The organism is Flavobacterium sp. KH_035, from assembly GCF_057839565.1.
In genome coordinates this window covers 3,701,928-3,717,937 of sequence record NZ_CM174492.1, presented here as the reverse complement: position 1 = coordinate 3,717,937, position 16,010 = coordinate 3,701,928, and the positions used below count along the sequence as shown (strand labels likewise).

Sequence of the window (16,010 nt, the reverse complement as noted above, 5' to 3'; positions counted from 1 at the left end):
TTTATATAGAGTTCAATTGTTATTTTCCTAATTATTAGCAATTAAATATTTTTTCTTATTACTCAAATCCAAAAGTAAATCTTTAAAACAGCAATCATAACTACCAAACTTTTACTAAAACAAATTGTTCTCCGATTTAATCTTTTAAGATGAGTTCTCAACGTTAAATTCTGCCTTTCGATATGATTGGTGCCAAAACGTTTAACGGAATGCAGTTTCTCATCAATCAGATATCGGTAATTTTTTAATCGGTCAGTATATATCTTTTTAGCTTCAGACAATTTTAAAGTTTCCAAAACACGGCTTAATGTTTTATTAGTACGTTTGCCCACATTAAAACTCACTACATTTTTAGAATTCTTTTCCAGAGCGTAAACCAGCCAGATATAATTCTTCTTGTGCCTAATGTAAGTACACAGTTCATCGACTTCATACATTTTTCCTTTACTAATAATGGGTTTTTGAATCTTCTCTGTAATTGTTAAAATTCTCTTTAATACTGTCGTCGTTGATATTCTTAATATCCTGGCAGTACTTCTTATTCCTAATCCTTCTTTTGTCAATTGAATGATATTTTGATTAACATCTGACTTATAGGCTTGATATGTATAATTTTCAATAAAACGGTAAAGACAAATTTTGCAATAATACTGCTGTTTATTGTTTTTTGTTCTCCCATTTTTAATAACTTTTTTCTCTTTACATCTCGGACAATCTATATCATCACTAACTCTGGAACACGAAGTAGCATTTTTACTCATTTTAGTTCTTTTAAGACAATATTAAAACAAAAAAGATGAGCAGTACTGCTCATCTTTAAATTATTCACGGTTAATATTTACTCTATTTCAATATGTTAGTAATAAAAAATCTTATATCACTAACTCTGAAACACTACCCGCGCCAGAGGAGTTATACAATACTAAAATATCAATTATCCTTTTTTAGATAAAATTTTGTATTAATAATTCCCTTCTTTATGGGATAAAGTCTATTTCCTCTAACTTTAAACATTAAAGTATCAGCTGGATATCCAAATTTTGTCGAATCTAAATAGCAGATTACCTTATTATCCTTTAATACAAATTTACCATTCGCAGAATTACTTATTGTATGAATTTCTGTCTTTTCAACAGTATTGTCGGAATTCAAAATTATTTGAAAAAATGCACTTTTATCTTTTGAATAACCAGTGTTATACTTTCCAAGGATATTTTTACTGCAAGATGTGAATATTGTCAAAAATCCTGTAAACAGAATTATTTTTTTCATAATTATTGTGGTTTATATGTTGTCGTTCCAATTCTAAAAGCAGCATTATATTTATTAGCAAATGATTGTGGGTTTTGCTTTATTCCTGCTGCATTAGGATAATTAACGGCATTAATAGGACCTGATGGAATTTTATCACTATATACTCCTTTTGATAAAATATCAGATACAGAATTAACATTTTCTCTCTGTCCAAATAATGCTCCTCTTTGATAGGCTTGAACTTCATCTGACAAGTCATAAAATAAAAGATTATTCCCTTTTAAACTTATACCTCCATTATTTTTAGTCAATCCTAATGCAGTTTCTCCTGTCTCAAATTGATACATATGCTTTAATTCATGGGAAAAAAGCCCTAAATCTGTGCCTGAGGAAACAGTTAGTTGAACTCTGTTGTTATCACTATTAAATGTTGTTTGATTAACTGTTGTAGAATTACCTAATCCGTCTTGTTGTGTACCCCCACTATTTGTAACAACATCATAAACTTGTGAAGAAGCCGCCAAAGTTGCAGTTTCTCCTCTCGTTGTTTCTAATTCTGCATTATTGGCTGTTAGTGAATTAATACTTTTATTCCATCTAGCTAGTTGTCTGTCGCTTCCCCCCGATGCTATTTTAGCTTTATAATCAGCAATACTATTGTTATTTTTTTCTTGCCTAGAATTTATATCTTTAATTAATTTATTAACCCATTTCCAAGCACTTTCTGTAAACTCATTTCCATCAACATCTAAATACAATACGGGATTATTCCCAGCATAATGATATGGAGACAATGAAATAAATTTCTCTGCCATATTATCAATGTTCATCCATCTACCAATTGCAGCATCATAATTCCTCCATCCATAGTCGTACATGTTAAGCCCCAACTCGTCTTGAAGCTCTTTTCCATTATACTTATATTTGTTATTACTAGCTACATAATCATTATACCCCTTGTGTTTCAATCCAAAAGGATAATAATTATTCTCTTCAATAATTTCAAGAACTTGCGTAACCGGATTTTTGGCATAGCTCAATCTAATATTACCTAAATGATCTTTATACTGGTAAACATATTTATAAAAACCGGCGGAAGGCTCTACATAACCTTCGGCAGTTGGAAAAAACTTCAGTACTCCGTTATAACCTCTACCTGGTCTTGAGCATTTATTTGCCATACTTTCATATTGAAATCCTCCCACATATTCTGTAGTTGTAGTAATACAAGTGCCTTTATTAACCGTCTTACTAAGTTTTACTCCATTTGCATCGTAAATGTACACAATATTTCCAGTGGTCCCAAAGATAATTTGTGTGGGTAAATTCAAGTGATTGTATTGTATTTTGGTGATATTTTTGTTTTTATCGGTAATCATGTTGCCATTGGCATCATAGGTAAAATCGTCACCTGTTTTATTGGCGTCTATAAACCCTTCGTTGTCATTTCCGGCAGGACTGTCGTTTACTTTGGCCAACTGGTTCGAATTTTCATTTAAATACCCATAAGTCAAATCATCGGTCTGAAAGACAATAGACGGCGTGTCACTGGCTCCGTATCGCTGTAGGAATTTAATGTTTCCGTTTTTATCGTAACTCAAGCTTTCGTTATACGCCCCAGATACCGGAATCGCGTCACTGGGTTTGCTGTAAATAGCGTTGGTTAAGCGATTCAGCTTGTCGTATTGATACCCATAAGAACGCTTGGTAAGATCGGTACCTGTTTTCCAATAGGTTTCTGAAATATTTCCGTTGTAAAGCGCCTGAACTTGTGAATTAGCCGGTTGTTTGTCGTAATTGATTTTAAAAGCAAACAGATCCACCGGGTCTATCAATTTATACCATCACTAACTCTGGAACACGAAGTAGCATTTTTACTCATTTTAGTTCTTTTAAGACAATATTAAAACAAAAAAGATGAGCAGTACTGCTCATCTTTAAATTATTTATAGCTAATACTTACTATATTTCAATATGTTAGAAATAAAAAACATTATATCACTAACTCTGAAACACTACCCACTTTGCGGAGCGGAGGTTATGATACAAATAACTGCCTTCGCTTTATTACTTTCCAATGATTATCCTCCTTTATTAAAAAAACAATATAAGCAATTATGGATGTTCTTTCTGATTTTAAGACTACTAAATATGATTTATTATTATAAACCTTTAAATTAGCAATCTCTATTTCTCCAGCATATTTAGTACCGACGTTTTTATAATTCTTATCAAAGAACAGATAATATTTTCCGATTTTTTTTGGAAATTCTGAATTAAATGACAATTCTGAATATGTTCCCTTATTTATAACGTCATTAAACTCTGATTTCAAAACAGTTTCATTTTTAAAAAAATAATCTATATCTTTTTGAATTATTTTATCGTATTTGATACTATCAACTACTTTGATATTTAATTTAGAATATTCTTTATTAATATCGTCCTTTAATGGAGGAGCTGGTCTAAAAGACCCAGATGCATATGCTAATGTATCTACGATTTCTAAAAAATTATCTACAATTATCTTTTGCTCTACATTTTTTTCCATCTGACATGAAATCAAACTACTAATTAATATAATAATTAATATATTCTTACTTTTTAAAATTCCAACCATGTCCATATTTATTTAATAATTCATGTGCATTTTCTTTACCTATATATTCACCTTTAAACACATCCCGTTCTAAACCAAAACCATAATCATATCCGCCTTCACTCAAACCGTTTTTAATTCTTCCATAATGAACAAATTCGTGTAATATGGTATATGCTACTAAAAAAGAAGTCGCTTGTATAGTTGCGTTTAATTTAGCAGTTTCAAGACCATTTACCCATTTTAGATTGACTTTTATGGAACTACCATCATCAGGAGTTGTCCCATACTTTGCAGTGATAATTTCTGTTAACATGGTAACTCCCTCGCCATACTTCAATTGATTCAATACTTCCATAGTTGAATAGCCCGAATATTCTGCAAGATAATCTAAAATATCTTTATTGTTCTTAACATAATCATGTAGCTGACTTACTACTTGTGTTAATCTAGGATATTTCTTTTTGTATTCATCTGGCAATTTAATTGTATAAGGCCTTTTTATATCGGTAGTACTTTCAGTCTCTGATGAGTCTTCATTACTTGATTTATCACCACCATTTCCAGTTACACTTGCTAATGCTGTTGCAAAAGATATTTCCTTTCCTTTATCATTTACATATTTCCCTGTATTCCAATCATAATGTTCCCCTGCCATTCCACTTGGGTCAGACCAATAAATGGGGTTTCCATTAAATGCGCTATAAGGAGATTGGCTATAATGAACAATTGGGTCTTGAACTACCCATCTCGCAATTGCAGGATCATACTGACGCATGTCCATATCATACATGTTAAGCTGTAACTCGTCCTGCAGTTCTTTCCCATTATACTTATATTTGTTATTACTAGCTACATAATCATTATACCCCTTGTGTTTCAATCCAAAAGGATAATAATTATTCTCTTCAATAATTTCAAGAACTTGCGTAACCGGATTTTTGGCATAGCTCAATCTAATATTACCTAAATGATCTTTATACTTGTAAACATATTTATAAAAACCGGCGGAAGGCTCTACATAACCTTCGGCAGTTGGAAAAAACTTCAGTACTCCGTTATAGCCCCTACCTGGTCTTGAGCATTTATTTGCCATACTTTCATATTGAAATCCTCCCAGATATTCTGTAGTTGTAGTAATACAAGTGCCTTTATTAACCGTCTTACTAAGTTTTACTCCATTTGCATCATAAATGTACACAATATTTCCAGTGGTCCCAAAGATAATTTGTGTGGGTAAATTCAAGTGATTGTATTGTATTTTGGTGATATTTTTGTTTTTATCGGTAATCATGTTGCCATTGGCATCATAGGTAAAATCGTCACCTGTTTTATTGGCGTCTATAAACCCTTCGTTGTCATTTCCGGCAGGACTGTCGTTTACTTTGGCCAACTGGTTCGAATCTTCATTTAAATACCCATAAGTCAAATCATCGGTCTGAAAGACAATAGACGGCGCGTCACTGGCTCCGTATCGCTGTAGGAATTTAATGTTTCCGTTTTTATCGTAACTCAAGCTTTCGTTATACGCCCCAGATACCGGAATCGCGTCACTGGGTTTGTTGTAAATAGCGTTGGTTAAGCGATTCAGCTTGTCGTATTGATACCCATAAGAACGCTTGGTAAGATCGGTACCTGTTTTCCAATAGGTTTCTGAAATATTTCCGTTGTAAAGCGCCTGAACTTGTGAATTAGCCGGTTGTTTGTCGTAATTGATTTTAAAAGCAAACAGATCCACAGGGTCTATCAATTTATACCATCACTAACTCTGGAACACGAAGTAGCATTTTTACTCATTTTAGTTCTTTTAAGACAATATTAAAACAAAAAAGATGAGCAGTACTGCTCATCTTTAAATTATTCACGGTTAATATTTACTCTATTTCAATATGTTAAAAATAAAAAACATTATATCACTAACTCTGAAACACTACCCAGTTGTATAGCCAGAAGGATGATTATGTGCATGCCACCTAACTTTTGAATAATCAATACCTGTACCTAAACCGTCTGGAGATGGAGAACGCTTCTCATCATTGTATGTTGCAAATTCTATCCATTCTTTGCCTCTATCTTGATAAAATGTGAGAGAAAACTCTGCTCCATTAGTATTGTCTGATGCAAATTTAAAAATATTTAAATAATCTTCCTCATGTTGCTTGCTCTGTTCTCCTATCGATGATACATATTTTGTTCCACTTTTTTCAGAACCTGAACGATAATTAGTTAATTGGCTTAATAAACCTTTAGACTTAACTTTAAGACCATCCTTACTGTCCTGTTTCCCATCTTTGTTTACATCAACTATATTTTCATTATTTTTATCTCCAATGAACAGCATATCTTCTTTATCCTCTTTTAATGCTAAAACAGTTTTTCCTTCACCGTTCATATAATATCTATCCATACCATCTGGGTCAATAAAATTTACAGGGTCATTGCAAACATAAGCATAAGTAGAAGCGTGGAAATATTTCTCAGCTAACGGGTCAATGTTCATCCAGCGACCTAAAGCAGGGTCATAATTACGTGCACCATAATCGTACATGTTCAGTCCCAGCTCGTCCTGCAGTTCTTTTCCGTTGTACTTATATTTATTATTACTCTCTGTATAATCATTATATCCCTTATGTTTCAATCCAAAAGGATAATAATTATTCTCTTCAATAATTTCAAGAACTTGAGTCACCGGATTTTTGGCATAACTCAATCTGATATTACCCAAATGATCCTTATATTGGTACACATATTTTTTACCTACATAATCATAGTACCCTTCTGCCGTTGGAAAAAACTCTAATGTTGGTCGCGATGGAGCAGGTATTTATTATTATTTTTTAACTGGCGGTGGAGGTGGCGAAGGTAATTTTTCAATTAATAGTCTTTTTGGAAAATTATGATGTTTAATCTCCTCTAATTTTAAATCTTTTGACTTAATAATTTTATTGATTATCTGCACTTGCATATTATTTAGATTGTCCAAATAAAAACTAAACACAGCATTATTGTTATCAAATTTGATATCTAATTCATAAGGAGTTGAATCAACTATTTCTTCATCTTTAAATTCTGATTTAAAATTATTTTGAATTTCTTTTTTTAAACTTAAAAAAGTTTCGGAATTAATTTTAGACTTGTAAAATTTATAATGTCTTTTATTTGAAATAATTTCTTCACAATAGTAAAGAGTACCTTCATTGTTAATTTCTATTCCAAATCTAGGTTGATCTGGGTTCATTGAAATCCCCGAAGTCAATATAATTTTTTCTTCATTATTCTTCATATGACAGCTAATAATGATTAAAACAAGAAATATAAAAAGTTTTTTCATAGTTTATTTTTTGTAATTAAGAACTCCCGTTCTAGGGTTAACTTGAATTAAAGAACCACTAAAATTCCAAATCTGTGTTTTTATTTGAGTATCGGTCCTATTATAATTTAATTGTTTTGAGACTTGCTTTAAAACACTAAACTCTCTTTCTGGAAATGCAGCTGCTTTTTGATTATTTGGATCGGCATAATATTCTCTACTAGAAAAGTAATGGTCAGCATGTGATCCATAACCTCTATATTCAGAAGGTAAGTTTGATTTATTTTTTAAAAAATCATCAGTAAAATCCTGCGTATTATTATCGACATGCAAAAAAGACTCATGAGCGATAGCATCTACTAAATTAAAAGTTTTATTATCACTCCCAAAACCTTCTTTAGCAACACTTACAGTTATATCCGCACTTTCCTTTCCTTTAGTTGAATCAAAATCAGAATGAGTTGAACTACCTTCCTTATCAGTACCAACTTTGTAAGCTAAATCAATACCTTTTTTATCATATTTACCTGCATTTTTCGCTTCGAAAAATACTTTACCTCCATAAGATAATTTTTGACCTTTTGAAGCATAATTACTTAAAAATACTTTTCCTTCTTTTGTTTTGGCAAATAATATGAATGCTTGTGCGTGATCTTTACTTTTCATCAATTCAGAAATATCAATTTCTCTACCATCAGGATCAATAAATAAAACTGGATTGTTGAGCGCATAATTGTAACCACTCCAACTGTTATATTTTTCTACTAATGGGTCAATGTTCATCCAGCGTCCTAAATCAGGAGCGTAATTTCTAAATCCATAGTCGTACATGTTAAGTCCCAGCTCGTCTTGAAGCTCTTTTCCGTTGTACTTATATTTATGATTACTAGCTGTATAATCATTATACCCCTTGTGTTTCAATCCAAAAGGATAATAACTATTCTCTTCAATAATTTCAAGAACTTGGGTAGCAGGATTCTTAGCATAACTCAATCGCACGTTACCTAAATGATCCTTGTATTGGTACACATATTTTTTACCTACATAATCATAGTACCCTTCTGCCGTTGGAAAAAACTCTAATGTTGGTCGCGATGGAACAGCCTGACTTGCCATTGCACTAAAACGATTTGCTTCCACCGGTGGATCTTTTGGATCAGGGTCTATATCATGATCAACAGGAGGATCCGTATCTCCCGGATCATCTGGCACGTGACCATCATTAACAGCATAATTGTATTGAAATCCCCCCAAATAATCAGTATGAGTTGTACCGCTTACCTCTTTTACAATTTTCTCCAATTTTTGACCCGTTGCGTTGTAAATATACTCAATCGTGCCATTTGTTCCAAATGTAATTTTCTTGGGTAAATTCAGATGATTGTATTCTATTTGGGTAATGTTTTTGTTCTTATCGGCAATCATGTTACCATTGGCATCATAGGTAAAATCATCACCTGTTTTATTACCGTCTTTAAACCCTTCGTTGTCATTTCCAGCAGGGCTGTCGGTTACTTTGGTCAACTGATTTGAGTTATCATTTAAATACCCATAACTCAAATCATCCGTTTGAAAAGTAATAGACGGCGCATCGCTGGCCCCGTATCGTTGTAAGAATTTAATATTTCCGTTTTTATCGTAACTCAAACTTTCATTATAGGCTCCTGATACCGGAATGGCATCATTGGGTTTGCTGTAAATCGCATTCGTTAAACGATTCAACTTGTCGTACTGATACCCATAAGAACGCTTGGTAAGATCTGTATTGGTCTTCCAATAGGTTTCTGAAATATTTCCATTGTACAAGGCTTGAACCTGTGAGTTGCCCGGCTGTTTGTCATAATTAATTTTAAAAGCAAACAGATCCACAGGGTCTGAATTTTGCTGTAGATTTTCAATATTGTTGATTCCCGTTAACCAACCTCTGATGTTGTAGCTATATTGTATTTTTTGCAAGGGAGCTCCTGCACTATTTCCAACACTTTTTGCACTCAATTGCCCCAAATCATCGTAAGTATTATCGGTTAAAATCTCTGCTGCACCACCATTAACTCGGTGGATATGGGTCAACAAACGGTCTTGTGCTGAATAGAGGTAATCTTCTGTTACCGTTAGTTCTGTATCACCCGAGGTACGTTTGTGTTTGGTATCGGTATAGAGCGATTTTCCAGTGAAATCTAAAATACTATCAGTATTGGTATATCCGCCGAGGTGATTTTGAGTTCGGGTGCTCACAGCACGGGATCTGGTATCGTAAAAAGTAGTCGTGGTTTCTCCTAGTATTTCAGAGGTAGTGGTCACAGCTCTTGTCCAGCTTCCGGTAACCAAACCTTTCGCATTGTCTAAAACGGTCTGTCCTTCAATACTTGTTGGCGTACCTTGCGCACCAGGATAGTTGTAATCGTCATAATAGGTAACCGTTAAAAGTTTAAAATTTATTGGAGCAATGTTATTACTATAGTAGACAGGGATATCGTCTATGGTTCCTGAGCTTTGTTTAGTTTCAAATAAAACTCTAGTGGCATTCTGTGCATCCTGCAATGCCTTTCTAATGATCGAACCCGAAGACTGACTGCTCCAACCCGTATAAATGGGTCTGCCAAAAGCATCGTATTTGGTAATGAGCCAACCTTCGGTGGTTTCGTCTTTAAAAGGCGAGAAAGCAGGTCCGGTAGCTACGGGACGATCAAGATTGTCATAGACAATAAACTCCCATTGTTTTCCGGGCAGTTTTTTCTCGACCAAACGATTGCGGTGGTCGTATTTGTACTGGTAACACAAACCGTTTAAAACCTCATCATTAACCACACCCGTCACTTTTGGAGGCAATACATAGGTTAAATTGCCGTATAAATCATAAACGTAATAAGTGTCATGTCGGTTGCCAGAATCGTAAGTTCTTTTGAGGATGACTTGTCCTTCAGTATTTTTAAACTCTACTGTGGAACCCGATGATTCTGTTGGACTTCCACTCGTATTTTCATCATAAGTCACCGTTTTATAGAGCTTTCCTTCGGCGTAAGTTTCCGGCACCGCAAAACTAATTTCATACAGCCCCAAACCTGCCTGCCAACTGGTATTGGCTTTGTACAGTATTACCGCATCGGCAGTGGTATTGGTCTGATAATCGATTTTGATTTCATTACCCTTACCCATTTCCCAGGAAGCCCCCGGAGCGGCTTGTTTGAGAACGCGATTCAAAGGCGATTGTTCAAATGCTTTCTCGGAGAAAGGATTTGGGGTATTGTCGTATTTTGCAGCGCCATAAATGCCTTTTGCGATACCTATAGCCGTATTGGAGTCAATTCTGGGATAGCTGTTGCTTCCATTGACAGCCGGATAAGGCAGGTATTCTTTGGCTTGTCGGCCAAAGCCATCGTATTCCATAGGGGTTATAATGTCTTGTCCTGCTGCTCCCTGACCAATGGCAATGGTTTGTATCGGCCGACCCAATCCGTCAAAATAAGTTACGTTCCGACTCATTTCGTCTTTGGTCAGCGTATTCAGATTTGCTGCTTTAACCGGTTTTTTAGGGCTAAGCGTGTACACAAAGTTATCATCGCTAAAGGTTTGAGCCAATAAACCTGCACCGGACCATAATAACAGTATTAGAATTAGTGAATATCTTTTCATCTGTTTTAAATGTTTTTCTTAATGATTGAATGTCTAATGTTGTTTACTATTCTTCAACTTCACCGGAACCTAAACAAACTCCTATTTCATTGGCGTAAGCCTGACTGTTTGCACTAAACTCAGCCATAGCTTTTCCAAAGGCATCATTTTGAGATTCATACGACCAGTATTTTCCTGCAGGAATATAATAATACACATACGGATTAGTTGTTCCTCCCGGACAATCATTCTTATACACTTTTTCGTTTATCATAGGGCTATAATAAATACATGTTCCTGCTGAATTAGCATAAATCCTTCCATAAGTTTCTAATGCAGATTGTGCCAGCCCATCAGCAGCAGCCTGTGATGATGTTGATGAATAATTTCCTGCTCCTACAGTATAGCTTACTGTTGAGCCAATTCCGCCTTCCGTACAATTATTTCTGGTAAAAGTGCCGCTTTTAGCTACGTTATAAAAAGTACAGATACCTTTTTCATTTGCATTAGCCAGACCTTCCGCATTAAAATATCTAAGAGCTTCACGGTCTGCGATCTCCTGAGATTCCTTTGAAATAAAAGTCCCTGCATTTATACTAAAATTTACACTGGAAGGATAACCTCCAGATGGACAATTGTCTTTTGCGAATGAACCACTTAGGGCGACACTGTTAAAAGTACAATCCCCTTTTGCATTAGCATTAGCCTGACCTAAGTTATCTGCTTCTCCTTGAGCCAATGCATCTGCAGCAGCCTGAGAACTCGTAGAAATGTGTTTTCCTGCTGTAACATAATAGGTTACAATTTGAGGAACTCCCTGACCCGGGCAATCATTTTTTGCAAACGCCCGCTGTTTGGCAGCACTGTAAAAGGTACAGGTAGCGTTGATATTGGCATATGCCAGTCCATTGTTATCAATTTCTCTTTGAGCCAAAGCATCAGCATCCGACTGTGAAATAGTCGAACTGTAAATTCCCGCTGCAACAGTGTACCAAACGCTGGCCGGAGTACCGCCAACTGCACAGTTGTTTCGCGCGATCAATCGGCTTTGAGCTGTATTTTTAAAAGTACATTTCGCATTATTATCATTGTTGGCAAATGCCTGTCCATTGTTATCAATTTCTCTTTGAGCCAAAGCATCAGCATCCGCCTGAGAAATAGTCGAACTGTAAGTTCCCGCCGCGACAGTGTACCAAACGCTGGCCGGAGTACCGCCAACAGCACAGTTATTTCGCGCGATCAATCGGCTTTGAACTGTATTTTTAAAAGTACATTTCGCATTATTATCATTGTTGGCAAATGCCTGTCCATTGTTATCAATTTGTTTTTGAGCCAAAGCATCAGCATCCGCCTGAGAAATAGTCGAGCTGTAAGTTCCCGCCGCGACAGTGTACCAAACGCTGGCCGGAGTACCGCCAACAGCACAGTTATTTCGCGCGATCAATCGGCTTTGAACTGTATTTTTAAAAGTACATTTCGCATTATTATCATTGTTGGCAAATGCCTGTCCATTGTTATCAATTTGTTTTTGAGCCAAAGCATCAGCATCCGACTGTGAAATAGTCGAACTGTAAATTCCCGCTGCAACAGTGTACCAAACACTGGCCGGAGTACCACCAACGGCACAGTTGTTTCGCGTGATCAATCGGCTTTGAGCTGTATTTTTAAAAGTGCACTTTATTGAAGGGTCTGTATTAGCATAGTTTTGTCCGTCCATAACCAACTTATCGAAACCTTTTGAATCAGCATCCTCTTGAGAAATAGTCGAGGTAGATGCACCTTCAATCTGACTGTAAACTACAGTTCCCCCTATTCCGCCCGAAACACAGTTGTTTTTGGTAAATGAACCGCTTCTTGCACTACTTTTATATAAAGCTGTACTTGTAGAACTATTATCACTGCAATCCGTTTGCTGACCTTTGTAGTTGTAACAATACTTTTGAAGTACATTTAATTCATAGTCCTTTACAAATTTTAATCTGCCTGCGGCATCATATTCATAATAAGAAGGGACTCCTTTAGGATCTGTTATGCTGGTAACTCCAACCAATGGATTATAGGTATAAGTGGTAATAAAAGCGTTTGGAAATGCAGCCCGAAATGCATTTAGATCATTTCTAAGTAATTGTTCCGAACAATTTCCTGACATACAGTTATCATTGTCGGTATTTGAAAGACTCTGCAAATTTGCAATCGTTCCTGTCGGAATTGCGTTGTAAGCAACATTTTCAATTTTAGCAATAGGCAGTGTTTTATTGTACCCCCAGATGATCGAAACGGGGATTCCGCTTTCGACCGTATATTGTAAAACATTACCTTTTTCATCGTATTGGTTATAGGTAATTTTCTTTTCGAGATTCCCTATATTGCTCAATGAAGGTAAAGAATTGGGAAATTTTGCCCCATAAATTTCTCTAGGTAGCAGCAAATTACCCGTTAAGACATCCTTCGCAAATACTGTTTTATCTTTTGAAATAAGCGTTCCTGATTTGTATTTCTCCGTAATTACTGGGGTGCTGATTCTGTTGGCTGCTTTTAATTCAGCCATAAAGGGTTCGTTTAACAAATCATCAGGATAAAAATATTTTGTTTCTATGGTTTCTTCATTAGAGTTTTTAGTGATCTGAGATGTCAGTTGTGCACTTCCCGGATTATCATACTTAAATTCCTCTTCTGTTTTTAAAACCTTTCCGTTAAAATACTCTTCGGTCGTTTTTTTGTCCATATAATACCAGGCTGATATCAATCTGAAGTTAGTGTACTGGTAGATGTTATAGAAATTTAAACTGCGTCTGTAGGTACTCAAAGCGATACTCCTTTTATAAAATTCATTTGGAGCTGTCGCATTTACTAAAGGAAAACCAGGATCATTCATGGAGATTTTATTCCCGGGAGCTGTTTCGTTAAAATAATACGAAAAAGTTGTTTTTCTGGTGATATCGTTTTTATTAAATTCATTAATCAGCAAAGGCAAACCACGTTTCCAATTGTACGATATTTTAGAAAAATGCGAATCTTCCCCATACCTCACATCGTCATAAAAAGTAAAGTATTTTTCTACTTTAATAGATTTGGAAATGTCTTTATTGTCCGTATTTTTTTCGGTTACTTTCTTATAGAAAATATGATAGCCATTGAATCCAAATATATCGGAAGGAATTCTCGAATACTGAACGGCAAATTCCTGCAAACCTTTATTGATATTATTATCTTCCGGGTTCGTAATTTCTGCAAAATAAGAGTAGTTTCCGTAATAATAGGGGACTTCATACAATACACCGGAGGACTTGCCATCGATGCTGTAATCAAAAAAACGACGAGTGGCTACATTCCCCGACTCTTTCGTCTCTATGCTTGCGATACGCAACCCTCCCACTGAAGTGACGGGTTCCTGAACTGTGGTACCCATTAAATAACTAATCATTATAAACTTGTTTGAATTCTCCATGGTATCATAACACTTTAAACTAAGTATATACGTTTTCCCCCTTTGCAAAGGCTCTCCAACATAGGGTTTAAAATTTATTCCTTCTTTACCTATGGCTTCAAAATTCATAAGACGCTCTCGCCCATCAACCAATTCATGCAATTCAGCTATTGCATAATTTGAAGTTGTAGCTTCCCCCGGACTAATTAAATCAAACTGAACATAAGGTATACCCGGCATTCTCTCGGAAATTGTGACTGTATCGCGCACTGTAATCCATTCGCCTGTAGGTACTTTCTCAGAGTTAGCATACGCTTTTAAAACAGGTTCCCAATTATAGGTTGTATAAGAAAGATCGCTGTCAGAACAGGTATTAAGTTCGTAACCGAAATCTACTTCACCTTTTGTTGGAAGAACGATATTTTTTAAAATATTGGTCTGGGTATACCCTAAACTTGGAGCCTTTGAACCTCCAACGTCATTAAAAAGGGCATTCATGGTATACCTTGAGCAGTTACCACTAAAATATCCCCAATGATCCATGCATGGTGAATTTCTTTCTAAAGCATACTCGTTGTTATAAGAAAAAACATATGGATTTTCGCCTGTTTTTTGAAAACTTTTTAGTTTCAGTCGGTACGTTGTGTTTTCATTTGAAATGATGGATTCAAAAAGATCTGGATTGTACTGATCCTCAGTAATACCAAAATAGCCATAGTCAAACTTATAGGTTTCTACTTCGTTTTTATAATTAATTGTAATTTTATCAAGTGTTTTAGGAGCGGTAGCCAAAACTTTACCTTTTATATCTTTTCGGTATTTACTGTACAAAAAATTGATTTCGTAATCCTGATTAACTTTGATTTTGGTTAAAACTTTAGTGGTGATTTCTGAATAATAGGAAGTAATCTTTTCTCCTCCTCCAAAAATCCAATGATAATACCTAGTGTAGTCCTTATCGTTCTCCAGATTGTATTTGACTGTATCATAAATAAAATCGACTGTTTCGTTATTGGGCGTAATAATCTGAACTAAATAATAGGTATACGAATTACTTCTGGAAGTTCCGGCTAAGGCCTGAAATGCGTAACAAATACTGCTTACGAGATTTAAGTTTTCTGTTCTTGTATTGTAAATGTACCTCACACCATCTGTATCGGTAATTTCAAAATTATTGGTACTGCTGTTAAAGGCTATTTTTTCTTTCCCAAAAGGAATCTGTTTGGTTTCGAAATTGTTCCCAAAGAAAAATTTACCAGACTTATTGGGTATTGAATAGTAAAATATATCGGGTTGTGTTTCTAGATTGTATTCGTCTATATTACGAAACAGTGCGTAGTCCGTTGTCTCTCCATGTATACTGTCTAATTGAATTGGATTATAGGGACCCGGACCCGGGCCATAACTATTAACCATTCGCGGGAGTTTGAAATCTCTGTTATTCGGTAAATTCCATGCAGGATTTGCCGGTCCCGGAACATCGATGTCATTTTGGCCCACCACATTTTGTGTGATCTTTCCTCCGGCATTCAGTTCCCAGCCCAAACCGGTATTTCCCGCTATTTCTGAAGGTTTTAATCCCGAAGACTGATAGGTTAAAGTTATAGGAATTGTCAGATTTTTTAGTTTTATAGTGTGCACCGGGATGGAATAATTGGTAACTCCAGTTGAATAATTAACCGGGACATCTACATATTTAATTAGTGAATTTGCCTCAGGTGCTGCCGGGAAAAAATTGTCCTTAGCATTTTGAGACAGTAACCATACACAATTCAACAAGCATACTATCAAAAATTTACTTTTCATCT

Annotated in this window: 9 protein-coding genes; all 9 read right to left on the bottom strand. The window is 35.3% G+C overall.

Annotated elements, in window-relative coordinates; translation table 11 throughout:
* Positions 1 to 62 precede the first annotated feature (62 nt).
* The 9 genes from AC3IS6_RS15295 to AC3IS6_RS15255 all read right to left on the bottom strand — a co-directional run bounded on the left by AC3IS6_RS15295 (position 63) and on the right by AC3IS6_RS15255 (position 16,008).
* Positions 63 to 761 (bottom strand): IS1 family transposase, encoded by a 699-nt coding sequence (locus AC3IS6_RS15295; RefSeq protein WP_489160592.1) that lies wholly within the window; start codon positions 759 to 761, stop codon positions 63 to 65.
* A gap of 169 nt (positions 762 to 930) precedes the next feature.
* Positions 931 to 1,272 carry a hypothetical protein gene (locus tag AC3IS6_RS15290; protein WP_489160590.1) on the bottom strand — a complete coding sequence of 114 codons (342 nt, stop codon included), beginning with the start codon at positions 1,270 to 1,272 and terminating at the stop codon, positions 931 to 933.
* Positions 1,273 to 1,274: 2 nt separating this feature from the next.
* Positions 1,275 to 3,089: an RHS repeat domain-containing protein gene (locus tag AC3IS6_RS15285; RefSeq protein WP_489160588.1), complete on the bottom strand. Its 1,815-nt coding sequence runs from the start codon at positions 3,087 to 3,089 to the stop codon at positions 1,275 to 1,277.
* A 203-nt stretch (positions 3,090 to 3,292) separates the two neighbouring features.
* Positions 3,293 to 3,874: a hypothetical protein gene (locus tag AC3IS6_RS15280; protein ID WP_489160587.1), complete on the bottom strand. Its 582-nt coding sequence runs from the start codon at positions 3,872 to 3,874 to the stop codon at positions 3,293 to 3,295.
* Complete coding sequence (locus tag AC3IS6_RS15275; RefSeq protein WP_489160585.1) at positions 3,852 to 5,603, bottom strand: RHS repeat-associated core domain-containing protein; 1,752 nt, start codon at positions 5,601 to 5,603, stop codon at positions 3,852 to 3,854. The genes AC3IS6_RS15280 and AC3IS6_RS15275 overlap by 23 nt, the downstream gene beginning before the upstream one ends.
* 180 nt (positions 5,604 to 5,783) lie before the next feature.
* Positions 5,784 to 6,578 (bottom strand): RHS repeat-associated core domain-containing protein, encoded by a 795-nt coding sequence (locus tag AC3IS6_RS15270; RefSeq protein ID WP_489160583.1) that lies wholly within the window; start codon positions 6,576 to 6,578, stop codon positions 5,784 to 5,786.
* A gap of 105 nt (positions 6,579 to 6,683) precedes the next feature.
* On the bottom strand, positions 6,684 to 7,184 hold the full coding sequence (locus tag AC3IS6_RS15265; protein WP_489160582.1) for a hypothetical protein: 501 nt from the start codon (positions 7,182 to 7,184) through the stop codon (positions 6,684 to 6,686).
* 3 nt (positions 7,185 to 7,187) lie between these two features.
* Entirely contained in the window at positions 7,188 to 10,796 is a 3,609-nt protein-coding gene (locus AC3IS6_RS15260; protein WP_489160580.1) for a DUF6443 domain-containing protein, read from the bottom strand.
* A gap of 46 nt (positions 10,797 to 10,842) precedes the next feature.
* A complete protein-coding gene (locus AC3IS6_RS15255; protein ID WP_489160579.1) occupies positions 10,843 to 16,008 on the bottom strand; it encodes a DUF5977 domain-containing protein in 5,166 nt (1,721 codons plus the stop codon).
* Positions 16,009 to 16,010: the final 2 nt, after the last annotated feature.